Raw genomic sequence first — 19,734 nt, 5'->3', positions numbered from 1 at the left:
GCGGCCCCCGGACAGCTGTGCGCCGGTTGCTCGCAGCGCAACCGACATTGCGATCCACCAGGATTCATTGCCCCTGGTCAGGGCCCTGCCTACGGTGGTCCGCAGAACCCGCGCAGCGGCTCGCGGCCTCCGATTCACCAGCACGTTCCCACCTCTAGATCTCCGTGCCAATGTACGCGCGCACCGGGGTGCGGCACGTCCCAGGGAGCAACCCATGAAGATCACGGACATCACGCTCGACCATCTGCGGCTCGAACTCGACCCACCGTTCCACGCGGCCTGGGACCCGGTCCCGCGGCGGCACTTCGACGCGACCATCGTGCGGGTGCACACCGACGAGGGCGTCACCGGCATCGGCTCGGGCGACACCATGGACGGCTTCGACGCCTTCCGTCACCTCTTCATCGGCCAGGACCCGCTGCACATCACCCGGCACGTGAAGGCGATCGAGACGGCGAACTTCCACGGCGGCCACTACTGGCCGCTCGAAGCCGCCCTGTGGGACATCGTCGGCAAGGTGCACGGACGGCCCGTGTCCGAGCTGTTCGGCAACGCCACGAAGCGCCTGCCCGCCTACGCCTCCTGCGGTGAGCTGAAGTCTCCGGAGGAGCGCGTGGCCACCGCCCTGAAGGTGCGGGAGGCCGGCTTCGGGGCGATGAAGATACGGATCGACCGCGACCGGGTGAGCGAAGGGATCGCGGCCGTACGCGCGGTGCGCGAGGAGCTCGGTGAGGACTTCGACATCATGGTCGACCTCAACCAGTCCTGGCGGATGGCCGGTGACACCACCGACGCGACCGACCTCGCCCGCACCCGCAAGACCCTCGCGCGCCTCGCCGAGCTGGACGTGTTCTGGGTCGAGGAGCCGCTGCCGTACGCGGATCTCGACGGTTTCAAGCGGCTGCGGGCGGAGAACCCCGGCGTGCGCATCGCGGCGGGGGAGATGCACCACTCGACCACCGAGCTGCTGCGCTACCTCGAAGAGGACGCGCTGGACGTCTACCAGATGGACGTCGTCCTGGCCGTCGGCATGCACCGTGCGCGCACCCTGGCCGAGGTGGCCCGGCTCAAGCACCGCCACTTCACCCCGCACAGCTGGACCAACGGCATCGGCGTCCTGGCGAACCTGCATGTCTCGGCGGGCGTCGGCGGCGGCCCGTACTTCGAGTTCCCCTTCGACCCGCCTGGCTGGACTCCCGAGCGGCGCGACTTCATGCTCGCCGAGCCGGTACGGGTGGACGCGGAGGGGTGTGTGCGGGTGCCCGACGCGCCCGGCCTCGGCGTCGAGCTGGACGAGGACGCGGTGGAGCGGTGGCGGGTCGGCTGAGCCCGGCCGGGCCGACGTCGTACGTCATGAGGTGTGCGGAATCGTGAGGCGGAACTGGGCGCCGCCGCCCGGCGCGGGTTCGGCGACGAGGTCGGCGTGGTGTGCGTGTGCGATCTGGCGGGCCATGGCGAGGCCGAGTCCTGACCCGGGCAGGGCGCGGGCGCTGCGGGCGCGGTAGAAGCGGTCGAAGACGTAGGGCAGGTCCTGTTCGGAGATGCCGGGGCCGTGGTCGCGGACGGTCAGCTCCAGTGCGGCCGGGGCGGAGGTGAGGGTGACCTCGACGGGGCGGCCCGGCGGGCTGAACTTGGCCGCGTTGTCCAGCAGACTCGACAGCAGCCGTGAGAGCCGGGCCGGCACACCTGCGACGGTGGCGGTGCGTGCCTCGGGCGCGATCGCGAGGGCGAGCGGGGTGGCCGGCCAGTGGCCGCGTGCCGTCTCGACGGTGTGCGTCACGATGTCCGCGAGCCGGACCTCCTCGATCAGCGGGTCCGGCTCCTCGTTGCGGGCCAGCTCGACCAGGTCGTTGACCAGGAGGGTGACCTCGCGCAGCTGACGGCTCAGCGCACCCGCCGCGCGCTCGCGCTGGGCGTCGCTGAGACGGGAACTCCTCGTGAGCAGCTCGGCGTTGGTGCGCAGCGCGGTCAGCGGCGTGCGCAGTTCGTGGGAGGCGTCGGCGACCAGGCGCCGCTGCGCGCCGATGGACTTCTCCAGTTCGTCGAGCATGGTGTTGAACGAGGCGGCGAGCCGGGTGATCTCGTCGTCCTGACCGGCGCGTTCCGGCGGCAGCTCGATGCGGTGCCGGGCGTCGCGCGTGGCGGCGATGCGTTCGGCGGTGGCGGTGAGCCGGGTGACGGGCGCCAGTCCCGTACGGGACACCCAGGCACCGAGGGCACCGGCCAGCAGCACACCGGCCACGCCCATGCCGCCGAGCAGCACCGCGGCCTGGCGCACACCCCGGTCCACGGTGTCGGCCCGGACCGCGACCTGGAGGGCGCGTCCCTCGGGCAGCGGTGTCGTGAGCATCCTGCCCCGGTGACCGGCCAGCGTCAGCTCGCTGTAGTACGGCCCACGGTCGCCGGATGCCACCTCGCGCGTGGAGTCGGTGACCGGCAGGAGGTACGGGTCGGCGGGATCGTCCGCCGGCCGTGCGGGGACCAGTTGCGCGCAGGCCGGGGCGGCGAGGTAGCGGCACTGCCCCTGCACCACACCGGACGGCTCGTGGCCGGACTGCTGGGTGGCCAGCCGCGCGGACTGCGTCAGGTGCAGGTCGAGCTGGTGCAGGAGTTGATGGCGGATCACCACGAAGCTGCCGGCGCACAGGCCGACGGCCACGGCGGCCACGGCCGCGGCGGCTGCGAGGGTCAGCCGGGTGCGCAGGGGGCGGCGGCGCATCCAGCGGGCATGTCTGCGCCCGCCCCTGGGCCGCGACGGGGACTGCGCTGGAGTGCTCGCGGCGTGAGTGCTCGCGGGTTGAGTGCTCACGCCAGGTCCAGCCGGTAACCGACGCCGTGCGCCGTGTGGACGAGGCGCGGTTCGCCGGCGGCCTCCAGTTTGCGGCGCAGATACCCGACGTAGACGGCGAGGGAGTTGGAGTCGGGGCCGAAGTCGCGGCCCCACACCCGCTCCATGATCGTCTCGCGGGGGAGCACCTGCCCCGGGTGGCGCAGCAGCAGCTCAAGGAGGGAGAACTCGGTGCGGCTGAACTCGATGACCCGTGTGCCGCGCCGCCCGCTCCTGCTGGCAGGGTCCACGATGAGGTCGGCGAACCCCAGTGTCGTCACCGACTCCTCGGGCGCGGCCGTGCGCCGCAGCAGCGCCCGGATCCGTGCCACCAGCTCGTCGAGCGCGAAGGGTTTGACCAGGTAGTCGTCGGCCCCCGCCTCCAGGCCGTCCACCCGCTCGCTCACCGAGCCCAGCGCCGTGAGCACCAGGACCGGCGTGCGATCCCCGAGCGCCCGCAGGCGACGGCAGACCGCGAGGCCGTCCATGCCCGGGAGCATGACGTCGAGCACCATGGCGTCGGGCTCCCAGGTGGCGAGCGCGGAAAGTGCCGCGAGGCCGTCCTCGGCCCCGCGCACCTCGTACCCCTCGACCGCGAGTCCGTCCTCGACGGCGTACCGCACCTCCGGCTCGTCATCCACCACCAGAACCTTCGGTGCGTTCGTGCACCCGTCGGCCGCGTTCATGGTCACAGCCTGCCAAAACCCGGTCTTAGAAAGTTCTTAGAGCGCGTCAGCAGTGTGTCGGCCATGAGGACACAGCGAACATCCCATGACCGGCTGTCGGTGGTGATCGGTGCGGGCGGCACGGGCGGACACATCTATCCGGGGCTCGCGCTGGCGGACGCGCTGCGGCGGGCCGTGCCCGATGCCGAGATCTCGTTCGTCGGCACCGAGCGCGGCCTGGAGACCCGGCTCATCCCGGAGGCCGGGTACCGCCTTCACACCGTCGACATGATTCCCTTCGATCCGTCGCTCGGTGCCCGGCGGTTCCTGCTGCCCGCCGCGCTCGTCAAGTCCGGCGCCCAGGCCAAGTCGGTCCTGCGGGCGCAACGGGCGCAGGTCGCGGTCGGCATGGGCGGCTACCCGAGCGCCCCGGTGATCGTCGGAGCGCGGATGGCCGGGCTGCCCAGCGTCATCCACGAGTCCAACGCGGTGCCCGGGCGCGCCAACCGCTTCGCCGCGCTGCTCACCGACCAGATCACGCTCGCCTTCGAGGAGAGCCGGGCGCATCTGTCCGGCAGTCGGCACGCCGACGTCGTGGGTATGCCGATCGCCTCGGAACTCGCCGCGCTGGACCGGCCCCGGCTGCAGGGCGACGCCCGGCGGGCCCTGGGAGTGCCCACCCACGGACGGCTCCTGCTGATCAACGGCGGCAGCCTCGGCGCCGCCCGGCTCACCGCGGCCGCCGCCGACCTCGCGAGGCGCTGGCGGGACCACGTCGGCGTCCACCTGCTGATCAAGACCGGCCCCGCCGCCCTGGACGAGGTCCGCCGGCGGCTCGCCGAGACCGGCGCGGACCGGGTGGCGACCGCCGTGCCCTACCTCGACCGCATGGACCTGGCGTACGCGGCCGCCGACCTGGCCGTCTGCCGCGCCGGGTCCGCGACCGTCGCCGAACTCGCGGCCACCCGCACCCCCGCCGTCCTGGTGCCCTACCCCTACGCGCCGGGCGACCACCAGACCCACAACGCGCGGGTCCTCACCGACGTCGGCGCGGGGCTCCTGCTGCCCGACGCCGAGACGGACGGCGAGCGCCTGGCCTCCCTCGTCGAGCCACTGCTGGCCGAACCGGCCCGGCTCGCGGCCATGTCGGCCGCCGCACACCCCGGCCGCCACGGCGAAGCGGCCGACCTGCTGGCCGCCCACGCCCTGCGGCTGGCCGGCCACCCCCTCAGCCACCCCGCCCTTCCCACACCCCACACGGAGATCGCCATATGACCACCCACGCCCACTCCGCCGCTGCCGCCGACTTCGACTGGACCGGCCGCACCGTCCTCGTCACCGGGGCCGAAGGGTTCATCGGTTCCACCCTCGTCGACCTCCTCGTCGCCCGCGGGGCGAAGGTCCGCGCCTTCGTCCACTACAAGCCGTACGGCGAAAAGGGCAACCTCGCCCCCTACCTCGCCGAAGCCCACGGCCCCGTCGAGATGATCGCCGGTGACGTCCGGGACGCCGGTCGTGTCATGGACGCCGTCGAGGGCTGCGACACCGTCTTCCACCTCGCCGCGCTCATCGGCATCCCCTACAGCTACGACTCACCCGGCGCGTACGTGCAGACCAACGTCGTCGGCACCGAGAACGTGGCCGAGGCCTGCCGCCGCCACCAGGTGCGCCGCCTGATCCACACCTCCACGAGCGAGGTCTACGGCACCGCTCGCACCGCCCCGATCAGCGAGACGCACCCGCTTCAGCCGCAGTCCCCGTACTCCGCGTCCAAGATCGGCGCGGACATGATGGCTCTGTCCCACTGGCACGCCTTCGAGCTGCCGGTGACGGTGGTGCGCCCGTTCAACACGTACGGCCCCCGGCAGTCGGCCCGCGCCGTCATCCCCACCATCCTGGCCCAACTGCACGCCGGACGACGCGAGATCAAGCTCGGCTCCCTCACCCCGACACGCGACTTCACCTACGTCACCGACACCGCCCGCGGCTTCCTGGCCCTGGCCGCCTGCGACGCGGCCCTGGGCCACAGCGTCAACCTCGGCACCGGCCAGGAGATCGCCATCGGGGACCTCGCCAAGGCGCTGATCAACGCCTCCGGCCGGGACGCCGAGGTCGTCGTCGACCGCAGCCGGCTGCGCCCCTCGGGCAGCGAGGTGCACCGCCTGCTGTCCGACAACTCCCGCGCCCGGGACCTGGCCGGCTGGGAGCCGGAGGTCTCCCTGGACGAAGGACTGCGCCACACCTCCGACTGGGTCGCGGAGCACCTGCACCTGTTCGCGGCCGACCGCTACCAGGTCTGACCGGCGGGTCAGGAGGCGGTCGACGCCGACGTGCCGGGGGCCGCGACGACGTCGAGACCGTGGCGGTGGATCCGGTCGCGGCCCCACTCGCCCAGCGGCAGCAGCGCCTCGTTGAGCGCCGCGCCCGATGCGGTGAGGGAGTACTCCACCTTCGGTGGCACCTCCGCGTAGACCGTGCGGTCGACGAGGCCGTCCGCTTCCATCTGGCGCAGATGCTGGGTCAGCATCTTCTCGCTCACGCCCGGCAGCGCGCGGCGCAGTTCTGCGAAGCGCCGAACGCCGTGGGTGTGCAGCTCCCACAGGACGAGGCCCTTCCACTTTCCGCTGACGACGTCGAGTGCGGCGTCGATGCCGCAGATGTAGGGGCCGTTGCGCGGTGCCTGCGCCATGGTCGGCAGTCTCCACTCTCTCCTTGCTCACCAAAAGGTAAGTACCGCAGTAAATAGTGGGTACTTCCGCGACGATACAGGCTTGCGCAGCATGGTCGTCGTGTCCGAACCCACTCGAAACCCAGTCCAGTTGACCGACGTCAGCGTGCTCGGCCTCGGCGCGATGGGCAGCGCGCTGGCGACCGCGCTGCTCGGCGCCGGCCGTTCCGTGACCGTCTGGAACCGAACCCCTGACCGTGCCGCGGAGCTGGTGACGCGCGGCGCCCGCGGCGCGGGCTCGGCCCGCGAGGCGGTGACGGCGAGCCCGGTCGTCATCGCCTGCCTGCTCAAGTACGCATCCGTCCGGGACACCCTCGGTCCGGTCGCCGACGACCTGCGCGGTCGCACTCTCGTCAACGTCACGACCACCACACCGAACGAGTCCCGCCAACTCGCCGCCTGGGCCGCCGAGTTCGGTGTCAGCTACCTCGATGGCGCCATCATGGCCGTCCCCGCGATGATCGGATCCCGCGAGGGCCAGATCTTCTACAGCGGCTCGCGGAAGGCCTATGACGCCCTCCTGTCGACCCTCGACATCTGGGCCACGAGCGAGTTCCACGGCGAGGACGCCGGCCGGGCGTCGCTGGTGGACCTGGCGATGCTGTCGGGGATGTACCAGATGTTCGCGGGGTTCATCCACGGTGCCGCGATGGTCGCCGCCATGGGGATGAGCGCGTCCGAATTCGCCGCCCGCCAGGCCCCGTTCCTGTCCGCGATGACCCAGGGGCTCGGCGGCTACGCGGAGGTCGTCGACGGCGGCGACTACACCGTCCCGGGCCAGCAGAGCCTGGACTTCTCCGACCTGTCGCACCTCGTGCGGGCCAGCGAGGAGCAGGGCGTTGACCCCGCCCCCATCGCCGCCGTCCAGGCGCTGATCAGCCGTCAGATCGATGCGGGGCACGGCTCGGAGGGGTTCGCGCGGATCTACGAGAGCCTGCGCGCCGCTCACCCCGCCACCCGCTCGGCTATCCGCCCCCAGGAAGGAACCGCGGCATGAGTGCCACCCCCGTCACCCTGATCGGCCTCGGCCCGATGGGCCAGGCCATGGTCCGTACGCTGCTCGCGGCCGGCCACCCGGTCACCGTCTGGAACCGCACCACCGCCCGGGCCGACGGCCTCGTGGCCGACGGCGCCACCCTCGCCGCCTCACCAGCCGACGCGGTCGCCGCGAGCGAACTGGTCATCCTCAGCCTCACCGACTACCAGGCGATGTACGACATCCTCGGCACCGCGACCGCCGCGCTGACCGGCCGCACCCTCGTCAACCTGAGCTCGGACACCCCCGACCGCGCCCGCGAGGCGGCGGCCTGGGCGGCGTCGCACGGGGCGACGTTCCTGACCGGCGGTGTGATGACGCCCCCGCCCATGGTGGGCACCGAGGCGGCGTCCGTGTACTACAGCGGCCCGCCCGAGGTCTTCGAGGAACACCGCCCGGCACTGGCCCGCATCGGAACGCCGCGCCACCTCGGCGAGGACGCCGGCCTCGCGCAACTGATGTACCTGGCACACCTCGACGTCTTCCTGACGAGCCTCTCGGCACTGGCACACGCCACCGCGCTGCTGGGCTCGGCCGGGATCACCGCGACGGAGGCGGTCGACGAGCTGATGGCGACGCTGACCGGCCTCCCGGCGATGCTCCAGGCAGGGGAGAACGTCGGCGCGCAGATCGACGCGGGAGAGCACCCGGGCCACCTGAGCACCGTGACCATGATGGGCGCGACGGCGGACCACATCGTCGGCGCCGCGGCCACGGCCGGAATCGACCCCACGCTGCCGCGCGCGGTCCAGGGCCACTACCTGCGGGCGATCGCCGACGGCCACGGGAAGGAGAACTGGACCCGGATCGTCGACGGGATCCGGAGCCCGGGGGTGAACGGGTAGACGCCGCACGGCCCGCTGCACGGTGCGCGAGGCGCCGCACCCACCGCTCGCGGTCGCGATGAGTTCCCGGGATGCCGGGAGTCGTACGGGGGCGAATCATGTTGTCGGGCGAAGGAGAAGTCGATGCGCAACGATGTGTGGCCGCTGGTGCATGCGGAGCGTGCGGCGCTGATCGACGACCTCGCGCAGCTCGATGACGAGCTGTGGTGGCAGCCGTCGCTCTGTGAGGGATGGACCGTGCACGACGTCGCGGCGCATCTGGTCGACTCGGCCCGGACGACACGCCTGGGGTTCGCGGTCGGCCTTGTCCGGGACCGCTTCGACTTCGACCGTCAGAACGCACGCGGTGTGGAACGCGGGCGTGGTTCCTCGCCGCAGGAGACATTGCGGCGGCTTCGGCAGGTGGCACCGCGGAGGTCGGGTCCTCCGGCGCCGCTGGACAGCAGGCTCGTCGAGGAGGTCGTCCACGGCGAGGACATCCGCAGGCCGTTGGGACTCACCCGTGCCTACCCGCCGGAGGCCGTGGCCCGAGCGCTGCGCCTCCAGGCTCGTACGCCCGCGTCCTTCGGCGGGGCCAAGGAACTGACAGCCCGTGTCCGGCTCACAGCGGTGGACGCCGACCTGTCCATCGGAGCCGGCCCGGAAGCCAGGGGCCCCGCACTCTCCCTCCTGCTGGCCGTCTGCGGACGACGACCGGCGCTGGAGGACCTCGAAGGACCGGGAACCGCCAGGCTCGGGCTTCCGCGCGAACCGGCGTGATGGCCCGAGGACCGCTGCCCGCACCGCTCCGTTCAGGACTCTCCACGGTGGAATCAAGCCATCCACTTGATTAATGCAGGCGTTTTAACTTGGGTGGGTGCTGCGGTCAGGCACCTACTCCGGAGGCACCATGCGCCAGGGAACCAAGGACGAAGCAGCAGTTCCGCACTACCCGTTCGGGCAGCCCGCGCCGCTTGAGGCCCCGGTCGAGTGGGGGCGGATGCGGCAGGAGTGCCCGGTGGCCCGGGTGACGCTGCCCAGTGGCGACGAGGCCACCCTGCTCACCCGGTACGACGACGTCCGCACGGCCCTGCGCGATCCGCGGCTGAGCCGCGAGGGCGCCGCGAACGAGGACGCCGCGCGGGTCGCCGAAGGGGACGGGGACATCTTCAACAGCCCGATGGCCCGCACCCTGAACGCGGTCGGGCACGAGCGCTGGCGCCGCCTGCTCGGACGCTGGTTCACCGCCAAGCGGATCCGGGCGCTGCGCCCCGACATGGAGCGCGTGACGGAGCGGCTGATCGACGAGATGACCGCGCAGCCGGGCCCCGCCGACCTGGTGGCCGGGCTCGCCTTCCCCTTTCCCGTCTACGTCATCTGCGCCATGCTCGGCGTGCCGGAGCGGGACCGGGACTCCTTCAAGAACTGGTCGGACACGTTCTTGAGCGTCACGAAGTACAGCGCCGACGACATGGCCACGGCCCAGCGCGAGTTCGCCGACTACATGACGGCGCTCATCGCCGAGAAGCGCGCAGACCTGGACGCGGGCCGGGTGGCCGAGGGCGAGGAGGATCTCCTCACACTGCTGCTCACGACGCCGGACGGAGAAGGCGACGTCCTGCCGGACGAGGCACTCGTCGCCACCGGGCAGGCACTGCTCCTCGCCGGGCACGAGACCACCGCGGGATTCATCGCCGTGATGGTCGCCCACCTGTTGTCCGACCGCGACCGCTGGGAGCGCCTGCTGGCGGACCGTACGCTGATCAGGCCCGCGGTCGAGGAGGCCCTGCGCATCGACCCGAGCAACGGATTCGGCATGGTCCGCTACGTGCACGAGGACATCGAGTTCGGCGAGGAACGGGTACCGAAGGGCACCACCGTCGTGTGCAGCATGTCCTCGGCCAACCGGGACGAGCGCGCCTTCGAGGGCGCGGACACCATGAACCTCTCCCGCTCGCCCAACCCGCACCTCACCTTCGGCGCGGGCCCGCACTCCTGCCTGGGGCAGCCACTGGCCCGCACCGAGATGCAGACCGTCCTGGAGGTGCTCCTGCGCCGCCTGCCGGGCCTCGAACTCGCCGTGGAACGCAGTGAGTTGCGGCAGGTCGAGGGTCTTCTGACCGGCCCGCTGCGCGAGTTGCCGGTGAGGTGGTGAGCGTGCCCGCCGAACAGGTGGCCCGGGGCGGGGCCCGGTCGCTGGAGACGAGACACGCCATCATGGCCGCCGCCGAGCGCCTCTACGCCGAGCAGGGCATCGCCGGCGTGTCCAACCGGCAGATCAGTGAGGCGGCGGGGCAGGGCAACGTGGCCGCGGTCGGCTACCACTTCGGCTCGAAGGTCGACCTGGTGCGCGCCATCACGGCACACCACTCCGCGGCCGCCGAACTCATCCGCCAGGACATGCTCGACCGCATCGCGGACCCCGAGGACGTGCGCGCATGGGTCGAGTGCCTGGTGCGGCCCGTGCCGGAGTACCTGGCGGGGCTCGACTCCCCGTCCTGGTACGCACGGTTCTCGTCCCAGCTCATGACCGACCCCGTACTGCGGGCCGTGCTCACCGACGACGCCCTGAACCGCCGCCCCCTCGCCGCGGTCCTGCGAGGACTCGGCCCGCTCCTCGGCCATGTGCCGGCCGAAGTGCGCCGTGCCCGCGCGCAGATGGCGACCCACCTCATCGGTCACACCTGCGCCGAACACGAGGAGCGGGTGGCCCGCGGCGAGGCACCGCCGGCCTCCTGGCGAGCGACGGCCACGCTCCTCACCGACGCCGTCAGTGGCATGTTCGCCGCGCCCTCCACCCCCACACCGAAGGAGTGCCCCGCATGAAGATCACCGTCGACGAGGACACCTGCTGCGGAGCCGGCCAGTGCGCGCTGATCGCGCCCGACGTCTTCGACCAGCGGGACGAGGACGGCATCGTGGTCCTGCTCGACGCCCAACCGCCCTCGGAGCAGCACGCGTTGGCCGACGAGGCCGCGAGCGTCTGCCCGGCCTCCGCGATCCGGGTGAGCGGGAGCGCGTGAGCGAGTTACGCCGCTCTTGAGTCCTCGCCGGCCAGGAACGGACGCAGCAGTGCGAGCAGGGCATCCGGGCGGTGCAGCGGGATGATGTGTCCGCAGTCCTCGATGAGGTGTGTGGTGAGATCGTCGGTGAGCGGGCGGAGTTGGCGTTCCAGGGCCGAGCCGACGGGGTGGGCGCCCAGGGCCATCGTCGGCACCGTCAGACGGGCCGCAGTGACCGCCTCGTCGATCTGTGCCGCGCTTTCGGGCATGGCCCGGTAGTACGAGAACGCGCGGCTCAGCGCCTCGCGCCCCGTGTACGCGCGGACGAAGGCGTCCCGGACGGCAGGGCGCACCCCGGCGCCGAGCGTGCCTGCACGCAGGAACCAGTCGATGTACTCGGCCTCGTGGCCTTCCAGCACGGTCTCGGCCAGGCCGGGCGCGGCCGAGTGGAAGCCGAACCACCACGGCGGGCCGCCGGCCAGGAAGTCCTCGGCGCCGGGCAGCCTGCCCAGCAGGGACTCCATGACGACCAGGCGGCGGACGAGACCGGGGCGGCGCAGGGCGAGGAGGAACGCCGGCGGGGCGCCCGCGTCGATCCCCACCACCGCGGCCGAGGACACACCGAGCGCGGCGAGAAGCCCCTCGGCGTCCTCGGCCAGGGTGCCCGCGTCGTACCCGGAGTCGGCCGGGCCGCTCGCGCCGAACCCGCGCAGATCCGGTGCGATGACGCGGTGGCGGCCGGACAGGTCGGCGATGACGTCCGTCCACAGTTCCCACGTGTGCGGGAAGCCGTGCAGCAGCAGGACGGCCGGACCCGATCCGGCGAGGGCGACGTTCAGTTCGACACCGTTGACGGTGATGCGTCGGAGTTCGGGCATGGGGGACTCCAGGGGAGGGGCTACGAGGGAGCGGCGAGGAAGGTGGCGAGGGAGGCGGTGAGGAAGGCGGTGAGGAATGGTGACAACGTCACGATAGGGAACTAGCCTGGTCCGTCCAAGACGGCACTTTTCCTTCAGGTGGTGAGCCCCAGGTGACCACGTCGAGATCCGGCGGACCCGACCAGCGGCGCGGCGAGCGCGGTGACCTGCTGGATCCGCTCTGCCCGACCCGCCGGTTGCTCGACCGCATCGGCACCAAGTGGACGTCGATGGTGGTCAAGGTGCTGGCCGAGCACGCCCCGGGCGAACTCCGCTTCGCGGAGCTGCGGCGCCTCGCCCCCGGCATCTCGCAGAAGATGCTGTCCGTCACCCTGCAGAGCCTGGCCCGCGACGGCCTGGTCGCGCGCCGTGTGGAACCCACCGTGCCGCCCGCCGTCCACTACCGGCTCACCGCGCTCGGCCTGTCCCTCGAAGAACCGCTCGCGGCCCTGCGGGGCTGGGCCGAGACCCACATGCCGGAGATCGACCGCAACAACCAGCTCGCCGGCGAGTCGTCGCCCGCCTAGGGAGCCGGGGAAGCCGGGGTTCGGAAGAACCGAACCCCCGTTCCGGGGGAATCCGCCATTGTGGCTCTGACCTGCGATTTCGTAGCGTCGATGGCATGAACAACGTACTTGAGCTGGAGCGGGTCAGTCGGTCCTACGGCCGCCGTGGACGTGCCGTGCACGCCCTGTACGAGGTGGACGTCCAGGTGCCGGAGCACTCGCTCACGGCTGTGATGGGACCGTCCGGCTCGGGCAAATCGACGTTTCTGCAGTGTGCCGCCGGTCTTGACCGGCCCACCTCAGGGGTGGTGCGCCTCGGCGGCCGGGAGATCAGCCGGATGAAGGAGCGCGGCCTGTCCCGGCTGCGGCGTACGGACATCGGATTCGTCTTCCAGTCCTTCAACCTGCTGCCCGCGCTCACCGTGCAGCAGAACGTGCTGCTGCCGCTGCGTCTTGACGGGCGGCGCCGCGATCCGGCCCGCGCGCGGGAGCTGCTGGCCCGGGTCGGCCTGGACGGGCGCGAGGACGCCCGGCCGGGGCAGCTCTCGGGCGGGCAGCAGCAGCGGGTGGCCATCGCCCGGGCCCTGATCACCGAGCCCGCCGTGGTCTTCGCCGACGAGCCGACCGGGTCCCTCGACCAGGAGACGGGCGCCGAGATCCTGAACCTCCTGCGCGAGGCGGTGGACCGGCAGGGAGCGACCGTCGTGCTGGTCACCCACGACCCCGCGGTGACCGCGCGGGCGGACCGGGTGCTGCGGCTCGCCCACGGGCGACTGGTCCAGGACAGCGGGGCCGGTGCGGGTACCCGTGCCGATGCGGGCGCGGGGGCCTTCGCCGCGAGCCGTGTCACGCACGCCGGAGCCGCAGCCGCAGCCGGAGGGCAGGTCCGATGAGCGTCCTGCGTCCCACCGGTCTGGCCACCGCCGCCGTCCGCTCCCGCCCCTCCGCCCTGGCGGGCACCTTCGCTGCGCTCGTGCTCACCGCGACCATGGTCACCGCCGGTGTCTCGATGACGGTCTCGGCGTCGGCCGTGCCGCAGGGAGCCGGTCGGGCCGCCCGCGCACAGCTCGCCGAGCTCGCCGATATGGGCATCGGTTTCTGCGTGATGTCCGTGTACCTGGCCATCTTCGTGATCAGCCAGGTGATGTCGCTGGCGGTGGCCCAACGCAGCCGGGAGAGCGCGCTGCTGCGCGCGATCGGCGCCGAGCCCCGGCAGGTCCGCCGGATGGTCGCCGTCGAGGCACTCGGCATCGCGCTCGCCGCGCTGCCCGCCGGATACGGTCTCGGGTCGCTGCTCGGCCGCTTCTGGCTGCACGGCATGGCCACGCACGACATGGCCCCGGCCGACACCTCCTTCCATGCCGGGTGGCAGCCGCTGGTCGCCGCGGGCGCGGCGCTGCTGGTCTGCTCGCAGTTCGGCGGAGTGATCGCGGGCCTGCGGGCGTCCCGTACCCGGCCGTCGGCGGCGCTGGCCGAGTCCGCCGTCCAGGGTGGTGAACGCGTGGGCGTGGCGCGGGGAGTGGCGTCGCTGGTCGCGCTGGCCGGTGCGGTCGCGCTGTCCGCGGCCGGAGCTGCGGGCCCGGCCGAGAACGCCTCCCAGACGATCCCGCTGGTGCTGCTCTGCTACCTGGCCGGGATCGGCCTCGCCGGACCGTGGATCGGGCGGTGCGTGACGGCGCTGTGCGCCCGCCTGCTGCGGCCGTCCGGCGGCGCGCCCGCGGAACTCGCGGTGGCCGGGACCCGGGCGAGGGCGCGCCGGCTGTCCGCGGCGATCACGCCGGTCGCGCTGGTCACCGCCTTCGCGGTGGCCGAGTTGACCACGATCACCGGATCCGGGACGGACTCGGCGGGGGAGAAGTGGGGCGAGGTCTTCCTCACGCTGGTCGTCGTCGGCTTCGGCGGACTCGTCGCCGCCAACACCCTGGTGATGCTGACCCTTGAGCGGCTGCGCGAGTTCTCGCTGCTGCGCGCGGTCGGCGCGGAGCGGCGGCAGATCGTCCGGACGGTCGCGGCCGAATCCGCGATCACCACACTGGCCGGCGTCGGCGCGGGACTGGCCGCGGGCTGCGCGGTCATGCTGCCGCTCGGCGCCCGGACCGGAACACCGCTGAGCGGGCTGCCGGGGTGGGCCTGGCCCGCCGTCGCGCTGTGCGGCGCGGTGCTCGTCGGGGTCTCGTCGGGCGCGCCCCTGCTGCGGATGCTGCGCGTGCGGCCGATGGACGGCCTGACGCGCCGCAGCAATTGATGTCCCGTGAGGGGAGCGGTCGGTGATGATGTGACCCGCTCCGAAACGGCGTGCCACGCCCAGAGAGATGACCATGAATCCCGCACCCCGCCCGCAGCCCCCCGAAAGTCCCCGGCCCACCCCCGCCGAGGGAGATGTCGGCCGCGGCGACAAGGCGGCCCCGGACAGCTCCGGGCAGCGGCGCCGACGGCCGCGAGGGCCGGTGCGCGGCCTGCTCCGTACGGTGGTCGGCTCGCCGGGAGAGGCCGCGTACGGGCTGCTCGCGCCGTTGCCCGGATTCCTCTGCGGGCTCGTGCTCCTTTCGCTGCTCGCCTCGGGGCTCATCACGTCGGTCGTACTCGTCGGCCTGCTGCCGCTGATCGCCGTGCCGTTCGTGGCGCGCGGCACCGGGGCCGTGCACCGCGCGCTGGTCAACCGGCTGCTGGGCGAGCGGATCCAGCCGCCACCCCGCCGCCCCCGCCCGCCCGGTGGGCTGCTCGAACGCGCCCGCGCCGCGCTGACCGACGCGGGCGGCTGGCGCTGCGCCGCCTTCACCCTCGCCTTCCTGCCGGTCGGGGCGCTGCTGGTGATGGTGTTCGTGATGATCCGCCTGTACGGGCTCATCACGCTGACCTATCCGATCTGGTGGTGGCTGGTCCGCTCCGACGACGGCCGTCGCGGCCTGGGACTCGGCTTCGGCGGCATCCAGCTCGACACCTGGCCGACCGCGCTGCTGACCGGCCTCGCAGGCCTGCTGCCGATGGCGCTGGCCACCTGGTGCACCCGGTGGCTGCTCGACCTGGCCGTCCGGCCCATGGCCCGTGCCCTGCTCGGGCCGGGCCGCCTCGACGCCCGCGTCCACGAGTTGGAGGACACCCGCGCGCTCGTCGTCCAGGACTCCGCCGCCACCCTCCGCCGGATCGAACGCGACCTGCACGACGGCGCCCAGGCGCGGATGATCGCGGTGGCGATGACCCTCGCGCGGGCCCGCGAGCGACTGGCCCGGCTGCCCGGCGCGGAACCCGAACTCGCCTCCGGACGCGAGCTCGTGGACACCGCGCTGGCCGAGTCCAGGACCGCGATCGGCGAACTGCGGGACCTCGTGCGCGGCATCCACCCGCCGGCCCTCAACGACGGTCTCGACGTGGCCCTGGAGACCCTCGCCGCGCTGCCCCTGCGGCCGCCGGAGGCGATCGAGTCGATCGCCTACTTCTGCGCCGCCGAACTGCTCGCCAACGCCACCCGGCACTCCAGGGCCACCGCCGTCCGGATCGGGGCCCGCAGCGAAGCCACGCCCGCCGGAGGCCTGCTCCGGCTGACCGTCGCCGACGACGGCCACGGCGGCGCGCACCCGCGCCGCGAGGGCGCGACACGGGGCGCGGGCGGGACCGGGCTCGCCGGCCTGGCCGAGCGGGTCAGTACGGTGGACGGACAGCTGCTGATCGACAGTCCCGACGGCGGCCCGACCACCATCACCGTGGAACTGCCGTTCCCTGCACAGGGCCTGACGCCGCATCGGACGCCCTGACGGACGACAGAGCACGGTGAGTCATGGAGCCAGGGGAGAGGGCATGGCACCCACCGCACCGCTGCGGATCGTCGTCGCCGAGGACGCGGCCGTCGTCCGCGAGGGCCTCGTGCACCTCCTGCGCGACCGCGGTCTGGACGTCGTCGCCGCGGTCGGCGACGCCGAAGCGCTGGTCGCCGCCGTCGAGGAGCAGCACCCCGACGCGGTGGTCGCCGACATCCGGATGCCGCCGACCCACCGCGACGACGGCCTGCGCGCCGCGCTGGAACTGCGCGAGCGCCATCCGGACCTCGGTGTCCTGCTCTTCTCCCAGTACGTCGAGACCCGCTACGCCGACCGGCTCGCGGCCGGCGGCCTCGCCGGACTCGGCTACCTGCTCAAGGAACGCGTCGTGGACATCGACGAGTTCGTCGACGCGCTGCACCGGGTGGCCGACGGCGGCACGGCGCTCGATCCGGAGGTCGTCACCCAGCTCCTGGCCGCGCGCCGCTCTGCCGGGGCGCTGTCCGCGCTCACCGGAAGGGAACGCGAGGTGCTGTCCGCGATGGCCGAGGGCCGAACCAACGCGGCCATCGCGGACGCGCTCGGTGTCTCCCGCCGGGCGGTGGAGAAGCACACCGCGGCGATCTTCGACAAGCTGAACCTGCCCCGCACCGAGTCCCAGCACCGCCGCGTCCTCGCGGTCCTGCACTACCTCGACGGGCCGTAGGCCAACACCGATGAGGCATGATCGGAGTCATGAGACACCCGCATCTGGCGAGTACCGAGGCCGTCGTGGTGGCGGTGCGCGAGGTCGCCCGGGAGTACCACCTCGATGTCTCCGTCACCGATGACATCGGCGCCGACCAGACGTCCCGCCGCACGTCGGCCGGGGCCTTCGCGGTGCTCGACCCGGACGGCACGCTGCCGCACGAGGCACACATCGACCTCGGTGGCTCTCCCGCCGTGTCCGTCCGGATCTTCCCGGACGACGACGCGAGAATCACGGTCGAGAACGTCGACTTCGAGGACATCCCCCGAGACGCCGTCCCGGCGTTCCTGCGATCCGTCTACGGCGGTCTGGCCCACGTAAGGCGAAGGCTGTTCCCGCCCGCCCTGTGGCTGATGGTCCCGCTGCCCGGTGACGAAACGTACAAGGAGCTGATCCTGCCCAGTGCGCTCAGCCCTTGGCTCGCCCGCAACGTCCGCGGCCAGGAACGGAGTTCCCCATGAAAGCAGCACGGTTCAGCCGGTTCGGCGGGCCCGAGGTACTGGAGATCGTGGATCTCCCCGATCCGCATCCGGGAGCCGGGGAGATCCGGATCGCGGTGCGCGCCGCAGGTGTGAACGCCAGCGACTGGAAGAAGCGCCAGGGGCTGATGGACCAGGAGCTGCCCCAGACGATGGGGTACGAAGCCGCCGGGGTCGTCGACGAGATCGGGGACGGGGTCGAGGAAGTCGCCCTCGGGGACCGGGTGTTCGGGTTCGGCGGTGACGGCGCCGCTCAGGCTGAGCGCGCCGTGCTGTCCGCTTGGGCGCGCATCCCAGCGTCGCTCGACTTCGCCGGCGCCGCGGCCCTGCCCTCCTCGGTGGAGACGGCGGCGAGAGCCCTCGACCAGCTCGGCGTCCGTGGCGGCGGCACGCTCCTGATCAGCGGGGCATCCGGCAGCGTCGGCAGCGCCGCCGTCCAGCTCGCCGTCGCGCGCGGTGCGCGGGTGATCGGCACCGGCAGCCCGGCCACCCACGACCGGCTCCGCGCACTCGGCGCGGAACCCGTCGCGTACGGGGAAGGCATGGCCGAGCGGGTTCGAGCCCTCGCGCCGAACGGCGTTGACCTGGCGTTGGACGTCGCCGGCAGCGGGATCCTGCCCGAGCTGATCGACCTCACCGGCAGCGCGGACGAGGTCATCACCGTCGCCGACTTCGCCGGTGCTCAGCGGCACGGTGTGCGCTTCAGCCGCGGTGACGCGGGCCGTGCCGTCTACGCGCTCGGGCAGGTGGCCGACCTGGTCGAGGCGGGCCGGTTCACGCTCCCCGTTGGCCGGACCTTCGCCCTGACCGACGTCGCCGAGGCGCACCGGGTCGGGGAGTCCGGCCAGGTACGCGGAAAGCTCGTCCTCCTGGTCTGACGTACGACGAACGGGAGGCGGGTGGCGGCGGTCAGCTCCGTGTGAACGGGAGCTTCGCGGTGAGCCAGGTGACCAGCGCGCCGGGGTTGCGGCTCTGGGTCCACACCCGGCCGGGCCCTGTCATCTCGAATACCAGGCCCTCGCCGGACTTCAGCGTCTGCATCAGCCCGCGGCTCACCTTCCGGGTCGTGTACGAGACGCCGTCGTCGAACGCGACCATGTGGCCGGAGTCGAGGACGATCTTGTCGTCCGCCTTGAGGTCGAGCACGTCCAGTGCCCCGTAGCAGGACGCGAGCACCGTGCCCCGGCCCTCGGCGCGGACGAGGAAGCCGCCCTCGCCGCCGGCCAGGTTCTTGAAGCCGCCCCACTTGGTGTCGAGCTCGATCCCGTCGGACGAGCACAGCCAGGCGCCGCGGGCCAGGTTGAGGCCGCCGTCCACCTCGATGTCCGTGACGTCGCCGGGCAGGTTCGCGGCGAGGTCGACCCAGCCGCCCTCGGGCCCTGCGGTCAGCCGGGTGACGAACAGCGACTCGCCGCCCAGCACGCTCCGCTTGAGCCCCTTGAACAGGCCGCCCTCGGCCTTCGCCTCGACGTCGATCCCGCCGGACATCGCCATCATCGCGCCGGACTCGGCCCGGACGCTCTCGCCCGCGGCCAGCAGGACACGCGCCACCGCGAAGGACGGACTGTGACGGACCTCGATCTGCATGACTGGCCTCTTCTCACGTGGGGGACGACGGCGGTCCACCGTCGCGTCCCATCGTCCCGCGCGGATCGTCGTCGCAGGTCAACCCGTACTCCCGACTCGCCTGCGACCGAGGGAGGAGCCACCCTGTAGGTCGATCCTCCTGACGGATGACCGACCGAACGGGGCTAGAAGGTGATCTCGAGCCCGATGACGGGATGCCTGCGGTGGCGCCCCGAGATCGCGGAGTACCAGTCGCCGATGCGGGCCATCACGTACTTCTGCCGCAGCAGCGCCCCGGCCTTCCTCGTCTCCTCCTCGTCATCCAGCACCCGGCCGGTTCCCGTGGCGTGTACGGCGTCCGGGGCGACGCGCCCGCGAACGTCGCAGACGGTCACCTCGGCCCGGGAGTCACGGCGCAGCCGCTTGACCTTCCAGGCGTCGGCCGCGCTGCGCACATAGATCCGGTCTCCTTCCACGGCGTGCCAGACCGGGGTGGCTCTCGGCGTGCCGTCCTTGCGGTAGGTGGTGAGGCTGACGTAGCGGGCGCGCTTGAGCGCGGCGAGTGTGGAGGGGTCGAGTGAGGCCATAGGGGGACGGTACCGGGAGCGGAGTTCACCGGGTGGCGACTGTCATGTCACGAACGTGTCCTGAACGCGATCAAGAAGCAACTGGGGAACCGCA

At 72.5% G+C, this 19,734-nt stretch carries 22 protein-coding genes; 16 read left to right on the top strand and 6 right to left on the bottom strand.

The window, feature by feature from the left end:
* Window positions 1–214 precede the first annotated feature (214 nt).
* Window positions 215–1,327: a mandelate racemase/muconate lactonizing enzyme family protein gene (locus tag OKJ99_RS25285; protein ID WP_326019779.1), complete on the top strand. Its 1,113-nt coding sequence runs from the start codon at window positions 215–217 to the stop codon at window positions 1,325–1,327.
* A gap of 24 nt (window positions 1,328–1,351) precedes the next feature.
* Here OKJ99_RS25285 and OKJ99_RS25280 read toward each other — a convergent pair whose 3' ends face one another.
* The gene (locus OKJ99_RS25280) at window positions 1,352–2,719 is read right to left on the bottom strand and encodes a sensor histidine kinase (RefSeq protein ID WP_326019777.1); all 1,368 of its coding nucleotides are present in this window, start codon (window positions 2,717–2,719) and stop codon (window positions 1,352–1,354) included.
* 86 nt (window positions 2,720–2,805) lie between these two features.
* Window positions 2,806–3,513: a response regulator transcription factor gene (locus tag OKJ99_RS25275; RefSeq protein WP_326019776.1), complete on the bottom strand. Its 708-nt coding sequence runs from the start codon at window positions 3,511–3,513 to the stop codon at window positions 2,806–2,808.
* A 63-nt stretch (window positions 3,514–3,576) separates the two neighbouring features.
* Here OKJ99_RS25275 and OKJ99_RS25270 point away from each other — a divergent pair, with 63 nt between their 5' ends.
* Window positions 3,577–4,767 (top strand): UDP-N-acetylglucosamine--N-acetylmuramyl-(pentapeptide) pyrophosphoryl-undecaprenol N-acetylglucosamine transferase, encoded by a 1,191-nt coding sequence (locus OKJ99_RS25270; RefSeq protein ID WP_326019775.1) that lies wholly within the window; start codon window positions 3,577–3,579, stop codon window positions 4,765–4,767.
* Window positions 4,764–5,792, top strand: a complete 1,029-nt coding sequence (locus OKJ99_RS25265; RefSeq protein WP_326019774.1) for a GDP-mannose 4,6-dehydratase — start codon at window positions 4,764–4,766, stop codon at window positions 5,790–5,792. Before OKJ99_RS25270 ends, OKJ99_RS25265 begins: the two co-directional genes overlap by 4 nt.
* Before the next feature lie 8 nt (window positions 5,793–5,800).
* On the opposite strand, the gene OKJ99_RS25260 is transcribed toward OKJ99_RS25265, so the two are convergent.
* Window positions 5,801–6,181 (bottom strand): winged helix-turn-helix transcriptional regulator, encoded by a 381-nt coding sequence (locus tag OKJ99_RS25260; RefSeq protein WP_326019772.1) that lies wholly within the window; start codon window positions 6,179–6,181, stop codon window positions 5,801–5,803.
* A gap of 130 nt (window positions 6,182–6,311) precedes the next feature.
* Here OKJ99_RS25260 and OKJ99_RS25255 point away from each other — a divergent pair, with 130 nt between their 5' ends.
* The 6 genes from OKJ99_RS25255 (at window position 6,312) to OKJ99_RS25230 (ending at window position 11,103) form a co-directional block, all read left to right on the top strand.
* Entirely contained in the window at window positions 6,312–7,217 is a 906-nt protein-coding gene (locus OKJ99_RS25255; protein WP_326019771.1) for an NAD(P)-dependent oxidoreductase, read from the top strand.
* Window positions 7,214–8,101, top strand: a complete 888-nt coding sequence (locus OKJ99_RS25250; protein WP_326019769.1) for an NAD(P)-dependent oxidoreductase — start codon at window positions 7,214–7,216, stop codon at window positions 8,099–8,101. Before OKJ99_RS25255 ends, OKJ99_RS25250 begins: the two co-directional genes overlap by 4 nt.
* A 123-nt stretch (window positions 8,102–8,224) precedes the next feature.
* Window positions 8,225–8,860: a maleylpyruvate isomerase family mycothiol-dependent enzyme gene (locus OKJ99_RS25245; RefSeq protein ID WP_326019767.1), complete on the top strand. Its 636-nt coding sequence runs from the start codon at window positions 8,225–8,227 to the stop codon at window positions 8,858–8,860.
* 130 nt (window positions 8,861–8,990) lie between these two features.
* On the top strand, window positions 8,991–10,235 hold the full coding sequence (locus OKJ99_RS25240) for a cytochrome P450 (RefSeq protein ID WP_326019765.1): 1,245 nt from the start codon (window positions 8,991–8,993) through the stop codon (window positions 10,233–10,235).
* Between the two features lie 2 nt (window positions 10,236–10,237).
* A complete protein-coding gene (locus OKJ99_RS25235; RefSeq protein WP_326019763.1) occupies window positions 10,238–10,906 on the top strand; it encodes a TetR/AcrR family transcriptional regulator in 669 nt (222 codons plus the stop codon).
* Window positions 10,903–11,103 (top strand): ferredoxin, encoded by a 201-nt coding sequence (locus OKJ99_RS25230; RefSeq protein ID WP_326019762.1) that lies wholly within the window; start codon window positions 10,903–10,905, stop codon window positions 11,101–11,103. The genes OKJ99_RS25235 and OKJ99_RS25230 overlap by 4 nt, the downstream gene beginning before the upstream one ends.
* Window positions 11,104–11,108: 5 nt before the next feature.
* Here OKJ99_RS25230 and OKJ99_RS25225 read toward each other — a convergent pair whose 3' ends face one another.
* Window positions 11,109–11,960, bottom strand: a complete 852-nt coding sequence (locus tag OKJ99_RS25225) for an alpha/beta fold hydrolase (protein WP_326019760.1) — start codon at window positions 11,958–11,960, stop codon at window positions 11,109–11,111.
* Window positions 11,961–12,112: 152 nt separating this feature from the next.
* Here OKJ99_RS25225 and OKJ99_RS25220 point away from each other — a divergent pair, with 152 nt between their 5' ends.
* The 7 genes from OKJ99_RS25220 to OKJ99_RS25190 all read left to right on the top strand — a co-directional run bounded on the left by OKJ99_RS25220 (window position 12,113) and on the right by OKJ99_RS25190 (window position 18,365).
* A complete protein-coding gene (locus OKJ99_RS25220) occupies window positions 12,113–12,526 on the top strand; it encodes a winged helix-turn-helix transcriptional regulator (RefSeq protein WP_326019759.1) in 414 nt (137 codons plus the stop codon).
* Between the two features lie 95 nt (window positions 12,527–12,621).
* A complete protein-coding gene (locus OKJ99_RS25215; RefSeq protein WP_326019757.1) occupies window positions 12,622–13,398 on the top strand; it encodes an ABC transporter ATP-binding protein in 777 nt (258 codons plus the stop codon).
* Window positions 13,395–14,750 carry an ABC transporter permease gene (locus OKJ99_RS25210; protein ID WP_326019755.1) on the top strand — a complete coding sequence of 452 codons (1,356 nt, stop codon included), beginning with the start codon at window positions 13,395–13,397 and terminating at the stop codon, window positions 14,748–14,750. Before OKJ99_RS25215 ends, OKJ99_RS25210 begins: the two co-directional genes overlap by 4 nt.
* 73 nt (window positions 14,751–14,823) lie before the next feature.
* Window positions 14,824–16,257, top strand: coding sequence for a sensor histidine kinase (locus OKJ99_RS25205; protein ID WP_326019753.1), 1,434 nt, complete (start codon window positions 14,824–14,826; stop codon window positions 16,255–16,257).
* A gap of 61 nt (window positions 16,258–16,318) precedes the next feature.
* Entirely contained in the window at window positions 16,319–16,966 is a 648-nt protein-coding gene (locus OKJ99_RS25200; RefSeq protein WP_326019835.1) for a response regulator transcription factor, read from the top strand.
* Between the two features lie 29 nt (window positions 16,967–16,995).
* Window positions 16,996–17,469, top strand: coding sequence for an SRPBCC family protein (locus tag OKJ99_RS25195; protein WP_326019751.1), 474 nt, complete (start codon window positions 16,996–16,998; stop codon window positions 17,467–17,469).
* Complete coding sequence (locus tag OKJ99_RS25190) at window positions 17,466–18,365, top strand: NADP-dependent oxidoreductase (protein WP_326019749.1); 900 nt, start codon at window positions 17,466–17,468, stop codon at window positions 18,363–18,365. Before OKJ99_RS25195 ends, OKJ99_RS25190 begins: the two co-directional genes overlap by 4 nt.
* A gap of 31 nt (window positions 18,366–18,396) precedes the next feature.
* On the opposite strand, the gene OKJ99_RS25185 is transcribed toward OKJ99_RS25190, so the two are convergent.
* Both OKJ99_RS25185 and OKJ99_RS25180 read right to left on the bottom strand, forming a co-directional pair.
* The gene (locus OKJ99_RS25185) at window positions 18,397–19,074 is read right to left on the bottom strand and encodes a TIGR00266 family protein (protein WP_326019747.1); all 678 of its coding nucleotides are present in this window, start codon (window positions 19,072–19,074) and stop codon (window positions 18,397–18,399) included.
* Window positions 19,075–19,238: 164 nt separating this feature from the next.
* Entirely contained in the window at window positions 19,239–19,640 is a 402-nt protein-coding gene (locus OKJ99_RS25180; RefSeq protein ID WP_326019745.1) for a PPOX class F420-dependent oxidoreductase, read from the bottom strand.
* Window positions 19,641–19,734: the final 94 nt, after the last annotated feature.

This window comes from Streptomyces endophyticus (genome assembly GCF_035798155.1).
Lineage (GTDB): Bacteria > Actinomycetota > Actinomycetes > Streptomycetales > Streptomycetaceae > Streptomyces > Streptomyces endophyticus.
This window is presented reverse-complemented; position numbering and strand designations above follow the sequence as displayed.